Origin of the sequence: Leadbetterella sp. DM7, assembly GCF_040829825.2 — a bacterium.
Classification (GTDB): Bacteria; Bacteroidota; Bacteroidia; order Cytophagales; family Spirosomataceae; genus Leadbetterella.
In genome coordinates, this window is sequence record NZ_JBFOLH020000001.1 from 99,507 (window position 1) to 114,398 (window position 14,892).

The 14,892-nt window shown below is 48.5% G+C and carries 13 protein-coding genes; 8 read left to right on the forward strand and 5 right to left on the reverse strand.

The window, feature by feature from the left end; translation table 11 throughout:
- Window positions 1–15: 15 nt before the first annotated feature.
- Window positions 16–729 carry an META domain-containing protein gene (locus AB2U10_RS00435; RefSeq protein WP_367914369.1) on the reverse strand — a complete coding sequence of 238 codons (714 nt, stop codon included), beginning with the start codon at window positions 727–729 and terminating at the stop codon, window positions 16–18.
- Window positions 730–856: 127 nt separating this feature from the next.
- On the opposite strand from AB2U10_RS00435, the gene AB2U10_RS00440 reads away from it, so the two are divergent.
- The gene (locus tag AB2U10_RS00440) at window positions 857–1,978 is read left to right on the forward strand and encodes an acyltransferase family protein (protein ID WP_367914368.1); all 1,122 of its coding nucleotides are present in this window, start codon (window positions 857–859) and stop codon (window positions 1,976–1,978) included.
- A 30-nt stretch (window positions 1,979–2,008) separates the two neighbouring features.
- Here AB2U10_RS00440 and AB2U10_RS00445 read toward each other — a convergent pair whose 3' ends face one another.
- Together AB2U10_RS00445 and AB2U10_RS00450 are read right to left on the reverse strand one after the other, a co-directional pair.
- Window positions 2,009–2,194, reverse strand: a complete 186-nt coding sequence (locus AB2U10_RS00445; protein WP_367914367.1) for a hypothetical protein — start codon at window positions 2,192–2,194, stop codon at window positions 2,009–2,011.
- Window positions 2,195–2,220: 26 nt separating this feature from the next.
- Window positions 2,221–2,682: a DUF6932 family protein gene (locus AB2U10_RS00450; protein ID WP_493820033.1), complete on the reverse strand. Its 462-nt coding sequence runs from the start codon at window positions 2,680–2,682 to the stop codon at window positions 2,221–2,223.
- A gap of 159 nt (window positions 2,683–2,841) precedes the next feature.
- Here AB2U10_RS00450 and AB2U10_RS00455 point away from each other — a divergent pair, with 159 nt between their 5' ends.
- The 3 genes from AB2U10_RS00455 (at window position 2,842) to AB2U10_RS00465 (ending at window position 6,727) form a co-directional block, all read left to right on the forward strand.
- On the forward strand, window positions 2,842–4,632 hold the full coding sequence (locus AB2U10_RS00455; RefSeq protein WP_367914365.1) for an ABC transporter ATP-binding protein: 1,791 nt from the start codon (window positions 2,842–2,844) through the stop codon (window positions 4,630–4,632).
- 172 nt (window positions 4,633–4,804) lie between these two features.
- Window positions 4,805–5,644 carry a 2OG-Fe(II) oxygenase gene (locus tag AB2U10_RS00460; RefSeq protein WP_367914364.1) on the forward strand — a complete coding sequence of 280 codons (840 nt, stop codon included), beginning with the start codon at window positions 4,805–4,807 and terminating at the stop codon, window positions 5,642–5,644.
- Window positions 5,645–6,727, forward strand: coding sequence for a glycoside hydrolase family 99-like domain-containing protein (locus tag AB2U10_RS00465; protein WP_367914363.1), 1,083 nt, complete (start codon window positions 5,645–5,647; stop codon window positions 6,725–6,727). It abuts the gene before it with no gap.
- On the opposite strand, the gene AB2U10_RS00470 is transcribed toward AB2U10_RS00465, so the two are convergent.
- Window positions 6,724–7,287, reverse strand: coding sequence for a thioredoxin family protein (locus tag AB2U10_RS00470; RefSeq protein WP_367914362.1), 564 nt, complete (start codon window positions 7,285–7,287; stop codon window positions 6,724–6,726). The genes AB2U10_RS00465 and AB2U10_RS00470 overlap by 4 nt on opposite strands.
- 13 nt (window positions 7,288–7,300) lie before the next feature.
- Window positions 7,301–10,114 (reverse strand): M16 family metallopeptidase, encoded by a 2,814-nt coding sequence (locus tag AB2U10_RS00475; RefSeq protein WP_367914361.1) that lies wholly within the window; start codon window positions 10,112–10,114, stop codon window positions 7,301–7,303.
- Between the two features lie 243 nt (window positions 10,115–10,357).
- On the opposite strand from AB2U10_RS00475, the gene AB2U10_RS00480 reads away from it, so the two are divergent.
- From AB2U10_RS00480 to AB2U10_RS00495, 4 genes are all read left to right on the forward strand, one after another.
- Entirely contained in the window at window positions 10,358–11,458 is a 1,101-nt protein-coding gene (locus AB2U10_RS00480; RefSeq protein ID WP_367914360.1) for a sensor histidine kinase, read from the forward strand.
- Window positions 11,455–12,210, forward strand: coding sequence for a LytR/AlgR family response regulator transcription factor (locus AB2U10_RS00485; protein ID WP_367914359.1), 756 nt, complete (start codon window positions 11,455–11,457; stop codon window positions 12,208–12,210). Before AB2U10_RS00480 ends, AB2U10_RS00485 begins: the two co-directional genes overlap by 4 nt.
- Window positions 12,211–12,434: 224 nt before the next feature.
- Window positions 12,435–13,787 carry a TolC family protein gene (locus tag AB2U10_RS00490; protein ID WP_367914358.1) on the forward strand — a complete coding sequence of 451 codons (1,353 nt, stop codon included), beginning with the start codon at window positions 12,435–12,437 and terminating at the stop codon, window positions 13,785–13,787.
- Between the two features lie 15 nt (window positions 13,788–13,802).
- Window positions 13,803–14,864, forward strand: coding sequence for an efflux RND transporter periplasmic adaptor subunit (locus AB2U10_RS00495; RefSeq protein ID WP_367914357.1), 1,062 nt, complete (start codon window positions 13,803–13,805; stop codon window positions 14,862–14,864).
- Window positions 14,865–14,892: the final 28 nt, after the last annotated feature.

Sequence of the window (14,892 nt, forward strand, 5' to 3'; positions counted from 1 at the left end):
GAAACCCGGCGCCTCTTATTTCAGGTACACCACTTCAAAACGTGCCAGCGGCGCCATCCGGGCCTTATTCAGGCTGAGAAACCTGCCGTCTGTAGTGAAGTTATCCGCCTCACCCAGCACTTTAAAGAATTCTCCTTCTACATTTTCACCCATACAGGCCATTTGCGTGGCAGCAATCTTCGAAAAACGGACCCGCCCGGTAGCTTCATTCAGCTCACAGGTGCCGCCAAAGCTGTTACATCCGCTATTCCCCGTTACCCGGTTTTCTTCCTGCCGGATAATCAGGTGAGGCTCCCGGCCCCCTTCCCGAACGGTTACCGGCCGGCCGTACAGCTCTATGAGTTTCCAGTATTTTTCACGGATACCGGTATCCGCCGTTTTTTCGAGCCGGTACCTGCTCCCGTCCACTTCTTTCCCCTTCCGGTTAACTGCTTTCATAAAATTCTCTCCTGCAAATAAATACAATGACTCACCCGGAATAACGATAGTTCCGCCGTCAGGCGCCCAGTTAAATCCTCCTTCTGACCTTTGCCCGTTGCGTATCATTTCATAGGAAAGATCTTGTTTCAATACCAATATTACAGTTTCCGAAACATTACCTTTACCGGGTAGTATACCTTCATACCGCCCTGCCCAGTCGAGAGAATTCATGCTGTTATGCTGATTATACGTATGGCGGGTGCAGGAAATCCCGAAAATTATCAAAGCCGGAAGAAGCAGATTTTTCATTTTATATTATTCTTAATAATGATATATAGCTATTGGACTATACTACCCCGGAAACGTTTAGCCTCAATACAGAATTAATTTCGTATTTTGGCCCCTCAAAAACCTCAGTAAACATAAAAACAGCATAATGGCAGCACCTTCTTCCGCATTTTCAGATACTAAACCCCATTACAACATACTTGACGGATTCCGCGGGGTGGCAGCCCTGACGGTTCTCTGCTTTCACGTATTCGAGGCCTTTGCCACCAGTCATTTAGACCAGAATATTAATCACGGCTACCTGGCGGTGGATTTCTTCTTTATCCTTTCCGGCTTTGTGATGGGTTATGCGTATGATAACAAAAACATGACCACCGTAAACTTTCTGAAACGCAGGATTATACGCCTGCATCCCATGGTGGTATTGGGCGCCCTTATCGGAGCTGCTTTATTTTACCTGCAGGGCTGTGAAGTCTGGGATGTATCGCTGATATCCGTATCCATGCTGATCGTAGCTACCCTGCTGAATATTTTCCTGATTCCGGCCACGCCCGGTTCCGAGATACGGGGAGTGGGTGAAATGTACCCTCTGAACGGGCCCAGCTGGTCGTTGTTTTTTGAATATGCAGGCAATATCCTCTATATCTTTCTTATCCGTAAGCTCTCTACCCGGGCGCTTTCGGTACTGGTTCTGCTTGCAGGTGCCGGACTGGCCGCTTATGCCATGTTCGGGCCTGAAGGCGATTTATGCGTAGGATTCTCCATGACACCTGCGGGCATGCTGGGCGGCTCTTTACGGCTGCTGTTTGCCTTCCCGGCCGGCCTGCTGCTGTCCCGCCTCTTTAAGCCTGCGAAGGTAAAAGGAGTCTTTTGGACAGGTAGCCTGGTCATTGTTATTCTTTCGGCCATTCCCCGGATCGGTGGTACTGAAAACTTCTGGATGAACGGCTTATACGATGCCCTGTGCGTGATCCTGGTTTTTCCCCTGCTGGTTTACTTCGGTGCCTCCGCCAGGATCACGAACGAAGCCACAAACCGGGTATGCAAATTCCTGGGTGACATCTCCTACCCCCTGTACATGGTACATTACCCCTTTATTTACGGGTACTATGCCTGGGTTAAAAATGAAAACCTAACCTTTATGGAATCCCTCCCGGGAGCTGCCGCGCTGGTGGCAGGAAGCATTCTATTGGCCTGGATTTCCTTAAAATTGTACGATGAGCCGGTGCGCAGGTACCTGACGAAAAGACTTTTGAAGGTGAAAAAGTAATTGCCCCACCGGTTTTGATCCGGATTTTTTTCATTCCGGTTCCTGTATGGCAAGATAAATTGCCTCCCTTCTTTTCTTCATTTGTTGAAGGGTCAGGAAAGCAGGTGTACCATATTGGGGATTTTTACTCTCTGCTACAGAAATAATATGATTCAATATGCTAATTTCTTTATCATATTTTTCAGAGGAGTTACTGATTAATGTTTTTAATTTCATTTTTTAAGAAAAAATATATAAATCACTTATTCATGGTCAATGATTAACCCATTCTTAATCATTAAATTCAGTTTCAAAAAACCTTTTCGATGTATTCCATCTGCACTATGTGAAAAACTATATTTCCAATAATTAACCCAATCGTCAAATGTGTTTTTATCATCATCACATGGAACAAAATATACGTCAATATAATTAAAACGCTTTGTAAAATCGGTTATTATAGTCGCAAAATCAGGAATGGTTTTGTCAACAAATACAAGAAAATCTATATCTTTTGGTTCCAATTCATCTGTCACAAAGCTCCCGTTAACCCAAATAGAAATTATATCCTGTTTTAATATCCCAGGAAGGCCTAATAAATATTCTTTAAACTCTTCCAATATTAAAGGCCTTTTATAAAAGCTGTTGTTACCAAAAAAGTCCTCAAAATCTTTAAAGGAAATGAATTGTGTTTTGGTTAGATGTCCTCTTCTATTAAACTTCAAGTTAGTGTATATTACAAGTATTTTAATCTATCCACCAGGAAAATCATGGTAAATATAAGAATTATCCCGGTTGGCTTGCAGATTCCCCTTAAATGTCGTGTTCTTATTCCGGCGAATTTTTATTTTTTGTAGGTTTGGGTTCTAATTCAAACCGGGAACTTGACTTTAACTGCACTATATAAAAAGCTCCGGCCCTTTGTTAAGCCGTACAATACACTGGTGATCCTGACGCTCACCCTTACGGTCATCGGTTCATTTGCCGCCCAGGTAAACGCCTACATCCTTCGTTTCACCGTTGATTCCATCTCGGATTTGATGGTGGCCAAAGAACCGCTGAGTAAAGGATTCTCCCTCCTGACGGTGATCAGCAGTATCCTCCTGGGCAAGGAAGTGGTCAACTCCCTGGTGCAATTCGGGCAAAAATATTACGGTGAAAGGCTGCGGATCCTGATTGCCCGCGATTTCTCCCAGTCTATCGTGGAAAAGATCCTGACGTACCGCCTGGCTTTTTACACTTCTGCAGAAAACGAAAGCGGTAAGCTCCAAACCCGGATTGATACCGGTATCAGCAGCCTTACCCGCCTCGTACAAAATTTCTTTATTGATATCTTTCCGCTGTTTGCCAATGCCATTGTGGCGCTGATTGCCATGTTTTCAGCCAACTTCTGGATCGGGCTGGTCAGCCTCAGCATTGTACCCGTGTACTTCTATATCAGCCAGTACCAGGCCACTAAGCTGAGCGGCTTCCGGCGAAAAATGCGCAATTACCGCGAAACCAAAAACCACAGCATCATCAGCCTCATTGAGTCGATTACCGTGATCAAGTCATTTGTACGCGAGTCTACCGAGGCCGAGAAGCACCGGGTCATCCAGCACGACATGACTAACAACCAGCTGGAGACCCGCAAAACAGCCTTTATCTTTGACAGCGTCAAGAGCCTGATCGAACAGGTAGGCGTGGTGGTCATCATTATCCTAACCGCCTGGTTTGTGCTGGAAGGCAGAATGACCATCGGAGCCATCATGTTCCATGTGATGCTTTTCGGGAATATCTCTGCACCCATCCGGCAGCTCCACCGGATTTACGACGAGGTAAACGATGCGCTGATCTATTCTGAAGGATTCTTCGACATCCTGGAATCGGATCAGGAGATTGAAAACAGCGGAACCTACATTCCTAAAAAGGTAAAAGGCAAAATTGAGCTGAGAAACGTAGATTTTGTGTACCCCAACGGCACCCAGGCCCTCTTTAACGTCAGCATGGTTATCCCGCCCGACGAAACCACCGCCCTGGTGGGGCTCAGCGGTGCAGGGAAGAGCACGGTGGTGAACCTGCTGGATAAATTCTATGAACCCACCCGGGGCAAGATCTTTATAGACGGTGTAGACCTGGCAGATTACGATACCACGGAGCTCCGCAAGAACATCGGGCTGGTGCTGCAGAAAAACCACATTTTTAAAGGTACCATAGCCGAGAACATTCGTTATGGCTTACCCGACGCCTCTGATAATGAAGTGGAAGAAGCGGCTAAAAAAGCATATATACACGACCAGATCATGCTTTTGCCCGAAGGCTACGCATCTGATGCCCGGTCTCTGTCAGGCGGACAGCAGCAAAGGATCGCCATAGCCCGCCTGTTTCTTAAAAACCCGCCCATTATTTTCCTGGATGAGCCTACCGCCAGCCTCGACGCCATTGCTACCGAACAGATCAAAAAAAGCCTTGACGCCATCAAAGCCAACCGCACGGTCATCATCATTTCTCACAGCATTTCCCAGATCATTGATGCCACCAACATAGTGGTTATGGAGCAGGGCCGGGCAGTAGAAAGTGGTGTTCACGAAGAGCTCTTCGACAGAAAGGGAACCTATTATGAGATATTTACGGCCATGGCCAACAGCCTCAACATTGACAAGATCACACGAACACTGGAATCTGACGAGGAATAGGCCGTTTCCGAAGACCAAAAGCAATAATTACCCCTGACCATCAGAAGGAAATCCAATTATTTAAGTTGTTTTTAATGAGTGCAATCACTTTTTAAATTGTATATTTGTCGTTTGAAACACGGAAAACACTTTTTTTAAAGTCTATCCGATTACCAGATTTTTGCTGATTCAGATGAAGTTATATTTCAATACAGGGGAGCTGGAAAAACTTGCCAGATCAAAAGCAAAAGAATACAAAAGCGCCCAACCCTTTCCACACATTGCTATTGATAACTTTATGGATCCGGAACCCCTGGAACAGGTTCTGGCTGAATTCCCCAGTCCGGAGGTGAAAATCTGGAAAGAATACGAAAATTATTTTGAGGGCAAACTGGAAGCCCAGGGAGAAGAGAAAGTTTCCGACTTTACTTCCCGGTTGCTATACCAGTTCAATTCTGCCCCTTTCATCTATTTCCTGGAAACGCTTACCGGCATCAAAAACCTTATGCCTGACCCCTATTTTGTGGGTGGCGGGCTTCACCAGCTGAAACGCGGAGGCAAACTGGGAGTACATGCCGACTTCAACATGCACGGGAAGCTTCCGCATCTTTCCCGGCGTATCAATGCTATACTCTACCTGAATAAAGACTGGAAACCTGAATACAACGGCGACCTGGAACTCTGGGATACCGACATGACCCGCTGCGAAGTAAAAATAGCACCGCTGTTTAACCGCCTCGTCGTTTTTGATGTTACGGATTACAATTACCACGGCATTCCGGAGATCATCAGCTGCCCGGAAGGTATGAGCCGGAAATCCATCGGCCTCTTCTACTTTACGGTAGGCCGGCCCGAAGGAGAAATCATGCCCGGTAAAAAATCCACGCTCTTCCTGGCACGGCCGGGAGAGAAAATTCCGGAAGGAATACAGTTCAACAGGGATAATTATGATGGAGTAAAAGTGAAGAAGAACTTTAACTGGTTAGTAGGCCAGGTGCTGCCTCCGTTCGTAACTAATCTTTTGAAAAAGTAAATGCCAAAAGCCTTAGCAATTTATTTGCCGCAGTACCATCCTGTTCCTGAAAATGACGCCTGGTGGGGGAAAGGATTTACAGAATGGACCAATGTTTCAGCGGCCCGGCCCCTGTTTAAAGGGCATTACCAGCCTCAGCTTCCCACCGATAACGGCTATTATGATTTAAGAGTACCGGAAACCCGCGAGGCCCAGGCGCAAATGGCCCGTGAATACGGTATAGACGGTTTCTGCTATTACCATTACTGGTTTTCAGGAAAAAGACTGCTCCATCAGCCCATTGATGAAGTGCTTGCCTCCGGGAAGCCCGATTTTCCTTTCTGCTACTTCTGGGCCAACGAAAGCTGGTCGCGGCGGTGGGAAGGCAAAGAGCAGGAAAGTGTCAAGCTGATCGAACAGAAATACAGCGATGAAGACCACCGCGCACATGCCGAGTGGCTGGTGAGTTCATTCAAAGACGAAAGATATATCAAGATCAACGGGCGCCCCCTGTTCCTGGTCTACAAGCCTTTTGATCTCCCGGATGCCCCTCGTATGATTGCCATTTTTGAAGAGGTGTGCCGGGAAAACGGGATCCCGAAACCTTATTTTGTGGGGAGCAACTCGCACGACCCGGATAAAAACCCGGCAGATATCGGTTTCGACTGCGCCATTCATTTCCAGACCCGCCATAACCTGTTGTCGGAGTTCTGGATAGACGGCTTCACCCCCAAACGGATGATCCGGAACCTGATGCAGGGCATTCTTAACCCTACGTTGAAAGTATACGATTATAAGCAGTACAAAGAAAGGGCCCGTATCCACAAGATCCGGTACAAAGGTTTCCCCTGCCCCATGGTGGGGTTTGATAACACGGCAAGGAAAGGGAAAAATGCCGTGATCCTGGCCAACCAGAACGTGGAAGACTTTAAAGCATCACTGGTTGATGCCCTGAACGATGTAAAAGATTTCCCGGAAGAAGAGCAGATTGTTTTTGTCAACTCCTGGAACGAGTGGGCCGAGGGCAACCACCTTGAACCCTGCGTAAAATTCGGCCGGGACTTCCTCAAAGCCGTACAGGAGGTTTTTGGCAACAAAAGCTAGCTCTTCCATTTGATATTGCAACCCATGCTCGGAAACTGGATTTCGGAGAGAAGCTGACCCGACAAAAGCGCATTCAGCGCTCCTCTCAGGTCTTTCCCGGTCAGGGGTTTCGGGTTCTCCACCCGCGGCCGCGACTCATCAAGCCGGCCACGATAAGCCAGCTTTAACTCGCTGTCAAACAAATAGAAATCAGGCGTACAGGCAGCATCATAAGCCCGGGCCACCTGCTGCGTTTCATCGTACAGGTACGGAAACGCCATTTCCCAGGTGCCGGCAAATTCCTTCATTTTCCCCGGGGAGTCTTCGGGATACGCCACCACATCGTTCGAGCTGATGGCCACCAACCCGATGCCCTGTGACCGGTAATCGGCGGCCAGGCGGATGATCTCCGGCATTACATGGATCACATAGGGACAATGGTTACAAATAAACATGATGAGCGTACCTTTTGTACCCCGGAGCTCTTCGAGCGAAAGCTCTTTCCCGCTAATGACATCCGGCAGACAGAAGCCAGGCGCCGCTGTCCCTAAGTTCATCATATTGGATGCTGTAAGTGCCATAGTTAAAAAGGGTTTAATGGGGAGGGGTGTTTTCCGGCAAAAGTACCACACGGATAAAGTTTTCACCCTCCAGGTATTTCTGCGCAATCGCCCGCGTACTTTCCACCGTTACTTTTTCCAGGTTTTTATCGGCATACGGGATGGTCCGGATGTCGCCGTCCTTCTGGTATTTATCGGCTAACGCGCTTACCCAGTAATTATTATTTTTCAGGTTGGTCTGGAAATTCAGCTTTTCGTTACTGACATACTTTTCAATGTCTTCGCGGGAGCCCCCGTTTTCCCGGATTTTCCGGATCTCTTCCAGCGTAAGGGCTACCAGCTTCTCCACATTGGCCGGAGCACAGCCGAAACCTACTATCAGCTGGTAGCGGGCCGACGGGAACCGGTTATACCGCATGCTGGCATACGGCGAGTATACCCCGCCTTCTTCCTCGCGCAGCTTCTCGGTCAGCTTGATCTGCAGGATCTCCCCTACTGCCGAAAGCAACAGCTCGTCGGTATCGTTTGCCGCATATTCACCGGACAAGATCAGGGTAACATTGGCCTTGTCTTCGCTTCCCTTTTTCACGGTTTTGGCTATTTTTCCTTCTGCCGGGTACAGGCCCAGGTCTTTATAAGCCGGTTTTTTACCGGTTGACGGCAGACTTCCGAGATAAACGGCCAGCAGGAGTTTCATCTTTTCCACATCAAAGTTTCCTGCAAAAGTGAACTCAAAGCCTGACGCATCGGCGAAACGTTCTTTGAAAATCTCCATAGACCGTTCAGGGTCAAGGGCTGCCCAGCGCGCAGAGGTCATGGGTCGCACACGGGGGTTATGATTGTAAATAACCGACTGAAGCGTGTCGCTGTACACCTTTTCCGGTGTGGGGGTGGCTTCCAGGTTGGCCAGGTAGTCGCGCTGGTTTCCTATGGCTCCGGCAACCACCTCTTTGTCGAGGTGATTGTTCGTAAATTTATTATATAGCAGCTGAAGCGCGGTCTCGAAGTCTTTCACGCTGGCCATGCCCGAGATATTTTCCGAGATATTTCCTATCGTAACATTGACGCGTGCCACCTTGCCTGCCATAAATTTAGTAAGCTGCGGCACGGTCAGGTTCCCGTTTCCGCTGTTTGAAGCTACAAAGGAAGCGTACGTTGCGTTATCGGCTTCTGCATCCGGATACAGCGAGGTGCCTCCCCACCGGCTTCCGCGAAATACGATCTCATCGTTCTTAAAGTCGGTAGGCTTCAGGTTGACCTTCACCCCGTTCTCAAAAATGAGCTCGGTGACACCCACTTCCGGCACCTGTTTTTCCGAACGGATCTTTCCCGGTGCCGGAATTTTCTCTACCAGCGATGCGGCCACAGCCTCATCCACATAGGCGGTAACGGCTGAACCGGTGTTATCCAGCAATTGCTTTAAGCGGTCTGGCCCGGGCAGGGCATCTTTGGCCGCTTCAGGCCCGATCAGGGCCAGTACCCGGTTTTCTTTGGTGATGACCTGCTTTACAAAGGCGTTCACCTCTTCCAGCCCGATGCCGTCGAGGTATTGGTCAACAAAGGCCTTATCGTACGAAATATCGGTCATCACCACGTCATCAAGAAAACATTGCACCAGCTCATCCACATACGAAGCCGACCTCGTCTTATCTCTCTCGGCAAACTGCTTTTCCACACCGGTTTTGTACGACAGTTTTGCTCTTTCAAGCTCACCCCCGGTAAAGCCGAACTGAGCGGCCCGATGATTTTCATCCAGCACAGCGATCAGGGCTTTCTCCACGTCGTTTCCTTTGGCTACGGCTATTGCGTTCAGGGCATCCAGCCCGGCCAGGAAAGAAGAATAACCGCTCATTCCGAACTGGAAAGGCGGATCAGCCTTCTGCTGCAGCTCGCTCAGCCTTCGGCTGATCATGGTATTAAACAGCGAACGAATGATGGCTTCGCGGCGGTTGGCAGCCGTGATCTCCTTCCGTTCGGGCTGCAGGTAGAAGAGCTGCACCATACTGTAAGGTTGTTCCTTGTCGGTGATCACCACGGCATCTGTTCCACCTGACAGCGGCACGGTGTACCGGGTTCTCGGCCGGGGTTTTGCCGGGTTTTTAAACCCGCTGAAAAGCTTTTTGATCATGCCTTCCACCACGGCCGGGTCAAAATCACCTACCGCCACCACAGCCTGCAGGTTAGGCCGGTACCACTCTTCCTTAAATTTCTTAAACTGGTCATACGGCGCATGCAGGATAACATTTTCCAGCCCTATCGGCAAACGTTCGGCATAGCGCGAGCCCCGGAATACCACGGGGTAGAGCTTATCATTGATGCGCTGCCCGGCTCCTTTCCCCAGGCGGGCTTCCTCCATGATCACTCCCCGCTCTTTGTCGATCTCGGCCGGATCCAGGGTAGCGTTACCCGACCAGTCGGCCAGTACGGAAAGGTATTTTTCCAGCTTGCCGAGGGTATCGGTAGGTACAGGCAGCATATATACGGTTTCATCAAACCCGGTATAGGCATTGAGGTCGGCGCCAAACTTGATCCCGCTTTTCTCCAGGAAATTCACCAGCTCATTTTTGGGGAAATTCGTGGTGCCGTTAAAATTCATGTGCTCCATAAAATGGGCAAGTCCGCGTTGCTCTTCCGTTTCAAGGATAGACCCTGCCTTAACCACCAGCCGGAGCTCCGCCCGGTTTTTAGGTTCGGTATTTTTCCGGATGTAATAGGTGAGCCCGTTAGGCAGCTTTCCTGTTCTCACGGCGGGGTCCATGGGTAGCTTATCGGATAAATCAATTTTTTGCGCAAATGTCCACGAGCTTACCAGTGAAATGAGTACCAGGCAGATGATTTGTCGTTTCATGTCTGAAATGTTGGTTGTTTACATGTTCTCCGGACATTTTGTGTAGCACCGGAACCGGCCGTAATTTACAAATAATTCAGAAGAGCAGGCAATAGTAACTAAATTTTTAAGAATATGCCGGTAAAAAGAGCCTGCTCCGTGTCTTCCCTCCTGCCTCTGCCACCCGGTTGACTCACAGCCGGTTTTGTCCGCTTTGCAACAAATATACTTTACCGGCCGGAGCTATTGCTGTACCTTTGCCGTATGAAAGATTATGAAATTCCTGTTCACAATATTCTGAAATACAGCTTCGTCTTTGCCCTCACGGTTTCGCTGATTTCTTTTCTGGGGTCTTTTATGCAGGAAGAGATCTGGTCTTCGGTCATATACCGGGTGATAAGCAATTTCCTGCTTTTTTACAGTTTCAGCCTGCTTAACCTCTGCCTGCTCAAAGGGTTTTACAACAAAAGCCCGCTCCGCGACAGCTACGTATCGATCAACAACAAACAGCATTTTCTCTGCGGCGTTATTTGCACAACCGCTATTTTCTTCGGGTTCCATTTCCTGTATGCTTACCTGGTCGACAAAGGTTTTATATCGGCCGTATTTGTTCGTGAAGAAATGGCCCGGCTGGGCAATTGGATATACCTTTTCTTTTTTATTGCCAGCACGGTCATTTATACCATGACCTATTTCCTGCATAATTTTATTATTCTCCAGGATATGAAGGTAAAGGTAGACCTGGAAAACTCGCACCTGCGTACAGTCAATGCCGAAACCGTCAACCAGCTATTGCGGCAGCAGATCCAGCCGCATTTTCTTTTCAATGCGCTGAATGTACTCAAATCGCTGATCCGGAAATACCCGGATACGGCTGAAGAATACCTGATCAGCCTTTCCGATTTCCTGCGGGCTTCGGTCACCCAGAACAAAAAAGTGCTGGTTCCGCTGGCAGAAGAATTGAAAATCTGCCACGATTACATGGAGATGCAGAAGATCCGCTTCGGGAATGCGCTTCGTTACGAGGTGAATATTACCGATAAAGAGGCCGGTTACCTGCCTGTTTTTTCGCTGCAGCCCCTGCTGGAAAATGCCATCAAGCACAATGAATTAACCGCCGTTTCGCCCCTGCATATACAGATCTCGGATACCGGCGGATGGGTCGAAGTAAAAAATAACCTGCAACCCAAGAGGTCGTTGTCGGAGTCTACCGGGAACGGACTCAGCAATCTTTCCGAACGGTACCGGATTCTTTCGGGAGACACCGTTCAGATCATCGAAAACCGGGAGGAATTTATTGTAAAGATCAAGCTTCTCGATGCCGAAAACCTGCTATCTCCCACCATTGAAACCGTAGAATTATGAAAATCATCATCATTGAAGACGAAAAGCTTACTGCCGAAGACCTGGCAGAAACCATACAGCGCTCAGAACCGGGGGCCGAGATTGTGGCCACGCTGAGTTCGGTAAAAGAGGCTCTGAATTATTTTAACGGGCCGGTAGAAGCCGACCTGATCTTCTCCGACATCCAGCTGGGTGATGGTCTCAGCTTCGAGATCTTCCGGGAAAGAAAATCTGAAATCCCGGTGATTTTCTGCACGGCTTACGATGAATATGCGCTGAATGCCTTCAAAACCAACGGTATTGATTACATCCTGAAGCCGTTTTCTGTCCATACCATCAGAACCGCGCTCGACAAATACAAAAACCTGAAAAAGATGCTGGCTCCCTCTCCTAATAACCTGGAGGCCCTGTTGTACGCACTGGATCAGCGCCCCCGTATCACCTCGGTACTGGTGCATTACAAAGACCAGATCATTCCCGTTTCTGAAAAAGACATTGCGCTGATCTGTATACGCAACGAAACCATCCTGCTCAAAACCTTTGACGAGAAGTCGTATTTTATCACCCGCACGCTGGATGACCTGGAGTCGAGGCTGGGCTCAGGCTTCTTCCGGGCCAACCGCCAATACCTGGTGAACCGCAGCGCCATCCGGTCAATAGAGAACTACGGTGCCCGGAAGCTGGCCCTTATCCTGAGCATTCCGCATGAAGAAACCATCACCGTAAGCAAGGAAAAACATACCCCGCTGATGAACTGGCTGGAAGGAAAATGAAGCTCTCCGGTTCAAAATCAGCACAGCCTGCTGACATAAGGTTGTCACCCGCTGCTGTCATCTTTGTGCCTGTAACCATGAATTTCAAACTCAAAAATGTCCGTTTAAACGAATTTATATTTTTATGGAAAAAAAACTTACCGAACTTTGCCCCCCGAAATACAGTATAAAGCTATACTTAACTGATTAACACTGTTTTTACAGTTCAACAAAACACTCATTGGATGAAATCAAGAATTTTAATTGCGGGGATATTCCTGTTGGTTTCCGCACTCCGGTCTAACGGACAAACAACACTCACCTTACAGGAGGCCATTAAATATTCGCTGGCGAACAGTGAGACCATCAAAAAGGCACGCCTGGATATTGAAAACGGCCTGAACGTGGTCAAGGAGACAAGAGCAAGTGCCAAACCCCAGCTGAGCGCCGTTTCCAGCATTACGCTAAACCCTGTGGTACAGCAATTTGTACTGCCTGCAGAGGCTTTCGGCGGTACACCGGGCGAGTTCATCGCCATCAAGGCAGGACAAACCTGGAACGCCATGACCAACCTCCAGCTCAGCCAGCAGCTGTATAACCAGCAGCTTTTTACGGGCCTGAAAGCCGCACGCAGCAGTGCTGAATTTTATAACCTGATGAAGGATCTCAGCGAAGAGAACGTGGTTCAGCAGGTAGCTACCAATTACTACCAGGTGCTGGTGAACCAGCATAAGCTGGGACTGATTGATGACAACCTGGCGCGCATCAGCAAGCTCCAGGAGGTGCTGCAGGGCCTGTACGAAAACGGGCTCGGCCGGAAAATCGATGTAGACCGGATCAAAGTGAACCGGGTGAATCTCGAAACCCAGAAAGCCCAGCTGTTGAATGCCATTGAGCTTCAGAAAAACGTGCTGAAATATTCAATGGCCATGCCCATGTCAGAGAGCATTGTGCTGCCGGATGAAGACATTCAGAAGCTCGAATCACTGGTAGCTACCCTGAAGGTTGATCCTCAGCTGGACGTTGAGTCGCTTCTGAGCGTTAAGGTGCTGCGCAAGCAGGAACAGCTCCTGGGCCTCAACCGCGATGCCAAAAGAGCCGAGTTCTTCCCTACAGCCTCCATCAGCGGCCAGTACATGCAGAACACCCAAAGCAACCGGTTCAACCTGTATACCGGCAACGCCCTGAACTACAGCACGCTGAATTTCACGTTAAACATTCATATCCCGATTTATGACGGTGGCGCCAAAAGAGCCCGGGTGGATCAGGCCAAAGTGGATATCCTGAAAAACCAGGAGGAGATCAACATGACCTCCAACGCCCTGAAAATGGCCTATGACAATGCCAAAATTCAAATGCAGAACAGCATTGAAGCTATCCAGAACCAGCGGGCCAACCTGGAGCTGGCCAAAGAAGTGTATGACAACATCAACAATAACTTCCGCCTGGGCCTGGTCAACCTGACCGACCTGCTCAATGCAGAATCAGAGCTGACCAGCACACAAAATGCTTACAGCGATGCGCTGCTGCAATTCAAAGTAGCTGAAATTGAATTAATGAAAGCCAGGGGTGAGATCAAAAATCTGGCTATAAACTAAAATAAAAAATAAACAATGAAACGTATTATCATTACTATACTCGTTCTCGCAGGATTCGGAGGGGCCATTGCGTATATCCTGAGCAAAAACAAAAAAGAAAACCAGGCCAAGGTAGACGTGGTGAATGCCGCCGGCGGTGCCGTACTGGTAAAAGTGGGCAACGCAGAAGTGAAGCCTATTGACCTTGACTTCGTGGCCAACGGTAACTTTGTTCCCAACCAGGACCTCGAATTCATGTCTGAAGTGTCAGGCAGGATCACTTCTATCCGTGTAAAAGAAGGCGACCGCGTGGCCAAAGGCCAGGTCATTGCTACAGTAGAAGATAAATATCTTGCGCTTGACCTGCAAAATGCCAATGAGCAGTACCAGAAGCTTCTTACCGATAAAACAAGGCTCGAAAACGCGCTGAAAACAGGGGGAGTTACCCAGGCCCAGGTAGACGAGATCAACCTGGCCGTAAAAAATGCCCGTAACGGCATAGACCAGATCCAGAAGAGAATCGGCGATGTGAGCATCAAAGCACCGATCTCCGGGGTGATCAATAAAAAGTATATTGAGCTGGGCTCTTATGCTTCTCCCGGAACAAAGCTGTTTGATATTGTAGACGTTTCCAGCCTGAAGCTGAACGTAAATGTCAATGAAAAGCAGGTGGTGCAGCTGAAGAAAGGCGACAGGGTAGACATTAAAATCCCGGTTTTCCCTGACAAAACCTTCAGCGGTCAGGTTTCATTTATTTCAGTAAAAGCCGATAATTCACTGAATTTCCCTATTGAAATCAGGCTGAACTCTGCCGGCGCATCAGAAGTAAAATCAGGGATGTACGCATCGGCCAATTTCAATTTTGAAAAAACAGCGCCTATCCTGACCGTTCCCCGTACCGCATTTGTGGGCAGTGTAAGAAACGGCCAGGTATACGTGGTAAACAGCAACAATACGGTTACGCTTACCCATGTGACTCCCGGAAGCATTTTCGGTGACAACGTAGAGATTCTTGACGGACTTTCAGCAGGCCAAACCATCGTCATTTCAGGACAGATCAACCTGCAGGACGGTGCTGCCATTGAAATTCAGAAATAACGGGCTTATCCCCTATCATACAAAATAA

Excerpts from the sequence above, each read along its gene's own strand:
- AB2U10_RS00495 (WP_367914357.1), top strand. The coding sequence starts at position 13,803 with ATGAAACGTATTATCATTACTATACTCGTTCTCGCAGGATTCGGAGGG.
- AB2U10_RS00480 (WP_367914360.1), top strand. The coding sequence starts at position 10,358 with ATGAAAGATTATGAAATTCCTGTTCACAATATTCTGAAATACAGCTTC.
- AB2U10_RS00475 (WP_367914361.1), bottom strand. The coding sequence starts at position 10,114 with ATGAAACGACAAATCATCTGCCTGGTACTCATTTCACTGGTAAGCTCG.
- AB2U10_RS00465 (WP_367914363.1), top strand. The coding sequence starts at position 5,645 with ATGCCAAAAGCCTTAGCAATTTATTTGCCGCAGTACCATCCTGTTCCT.
- AB2U10_RS00440 (WP_367914368.1), top strand. The coding sequence starts at position 857 with ATGGCAGCACCTTCTTCCGCATTTTCAGATACTAAACCCCATTACAAC.
- AB2U10_RS00470 (WP_367914362.1), bottom strand. The coding sequence starts at position 7,287 with ATGGCACTTACAGCATCCAATATGATGAACTTAGGGACAGCGGCGCCT.
- AB2U10_RS00490 (WP_367914358.1), top strand. The coding sequence starts at position 12,435 with ATGAAATCAAGAATTTTAATTGCGGGGATATTCCTGTTGGTTTCCGCA.
- AB2U10_RS00435 (WP_367914369.1), bottom strand. The coding sequence starts at position 729 with ATGAAAAATCTGCTTCTTCCGGCTTTGATAATTTTCGGGATTTCCTGC.
- AB2U10_RS00460 (WP_367914364.1), top strand. The coding sequence starts at position 4,805 with ATGAAGTTATATTTCAATACAGGGGAGCTGGAAAAACTTGCCAGATCA.
- AB2U10_RS00485 (WP_367914359.1), top strand. The coding sequence starts at position 11,455 with ATGAAAATCATCATCATTGAAGACGAAAAGCTTACTGCCGAAGACCTG.
- AB2U10_RS00445 (WP_367914367.1), bottom strand. The coding sequence starts at position 2,194 with ATGAAATTAAAAACATTAATCAGTAACTCCTCTGAAAAATATGATAAA.